Genomic DNA, 1,991 nt, shown 5'->3' on the forward strand with positions numbered 1-1,991 from the left:
TAGAAACAGCCTATTTCATCTGTATTAACCGCAATAAACGCTCCATTACAGTGGATATCAGCAAGCCTGAAGGTCAAGAGATCATTCGCCAACTCGCCAAAGAGTCAGATGTCGTCATTGAAAACTACAAAGTGGGTGATCTAGCCAAATACGGCTTGGACTATGAAAGCCTCAAAAAGGTCAAATCTGACCTGATTTACTGCTCTATTACTGGTTTCGGCCAAGATGGTCCTTATGCGCATCGCCCTGGTTACGACTTCATCATCCAAGGAATGGGTGGTTTTATGAGTGTTACCGGGGAAGCAGATGACTTTCCGGGGGCTAGCCCACAAAAAGCGGGGGTCGCCATTGCCGATATCTTCACCGGTATGTATGCCAGCACCGCTATTTTGGCTGCGGTCGTCCATCGAGATAAAACGGGACAGGGTCAATATATTGATATGGCCCTCCTTGATACCCAGATTGCAGTGATGGCCAATGTCTCCAGCGCCTATTTATGCTCAGATACAGTACCTCGTCGCTGGGGCAATGCCTCGCCCATCATTGTTCCTTATCAAACCTTTCCGACCTCAGATGGTTGGATGATTGTGGCAGTTGGCAACGATGGGCAGTTCAAGCACTTTGTCACAGCGGGTGGCGAGGCCCATTTGGCTGAAAACCCCCTCTATATTAATAATCCAATCCGCGTTGAGAATCGTAAGTCATTGATTCCATTACTAGAAGTGATGACGCGCCGTAAAACAAAGGCCGAGTGGATTAGCCTTTTAGAAGCGGCAAACGTACCCTGTGGGCCAATCAATAACTTTGAAGAAGTGTTTGATAACGAGCAAGTAAAGGCCCGTGGCGTCCAAATCCATGTTCCGCACCCTACGGCAGGCACTATGAAGCTCGTTGGTAGCCCAATGCGTCTATCAGAGACCCCGGTAGAGGTCCGTATGGCTCCACCCACCTTGGGTCAGCATACCGATGAAATACTTCGGGAGCGCCTTAGTCTTGATTCTCAGGCTATTGCCACACTGAAAGAAAAAGGGATTACTTAAATCCAATGTCCCAGAGCACGACAAGCCAAAAACTATCTCTGAAACAGGTACTGATTTTTGGCGGCCTGATGGTAACTTTTTCCATGGGGATACGCCATGGATTTGGTCTCTTTAATTTACCAATCACAATGGAAAACGGTTGGGGCCGTGAAACTTTCGCGCTAACTATCGCATTACAGAATTTAATTTGGGGTGCAGTTCAACCTATTACAGGTGCCTTAGCAGATCGCTATGGTGCATTCAAAATCATGGTCGCCGGTGGTGCACTTTATGCACTCGGTTTGGCTGGCATGGCCATCTCCACAGATGCTTTGAATTTTTCATTAGCTGGTGGATTACTCATTGGTCTTGCACAAACTGCAACAACATACAGTGTGGTCTATGGAATATTGGGTCGCAACGTTGCTGCAGAAAAAAGAGTGTGGGCAATGGGCATTGCTGCAGCTGCAGGATCATTTGGACAGTTCCTCATGATTCCGGTTGAGCAAGGATTACTCAGCAGCCTTGGTGCAAATGATGCGCTCCTGATGTTGGCACTCATGGCCAGCCTCATGATTCCGATTGCATTTATGTTGCGTGAACCCAAGGCTATCAATCAACATCAAGGCAACGATCAAACTATCAAGCAAGCTTTAAAAGAAGCAATCCGTAACCCGAGTTTCAAGTTGCTTACCTTGGGATATTTTGTGTGTGGATTTCAAGTGGTGTTTATAGCTGTTCACTTGGCACCTTATCTTAAAGATTTATCCAAAATCTACCCCGATGTGGGCGCACCTGCAGTTGCAACAACTGCACTTGCCTTAATTGGACTCTTCAATATATTTGGGACCTACAGTGCCGGAATTCTGGGTCAACGATTTCCGAAGCGCTACCTGCTTTCAGGCATCTATATTTGTAGATCGGTTGCCATTGCAGCCTTTATTTGGCTACCTCTCAGCCCTGTTTCTACCT

2 protein-coding genes are annotated in these 1,991 nt (G+C 47.0%); both read left to right on the forward strand.

What is annotated here, in order from left to right; genetic code table 11:
• Positions 1-1,040: CaiB/BaiF CoA-transferase family protein (locus tag B7X71_RS15950; protein WP_293601452.1), on the forward strand; the 1,040-nt coding region annotated here is incomplete at its 5' end.
• A gap of 5 nt (positions 1,041-1,045) precedes the next feature.
• A partial coding sequence (locus tag B7X71_RS15955) for an MFS transporter (RefSeq protein WP_293601453.1) occupies positions 1,046-1,991 on the forward strand: 946 nt, incomplete at its 3' end.

The organism is Polynucleobacter sp. 39-46-10 (assembly GCF_002282275.1).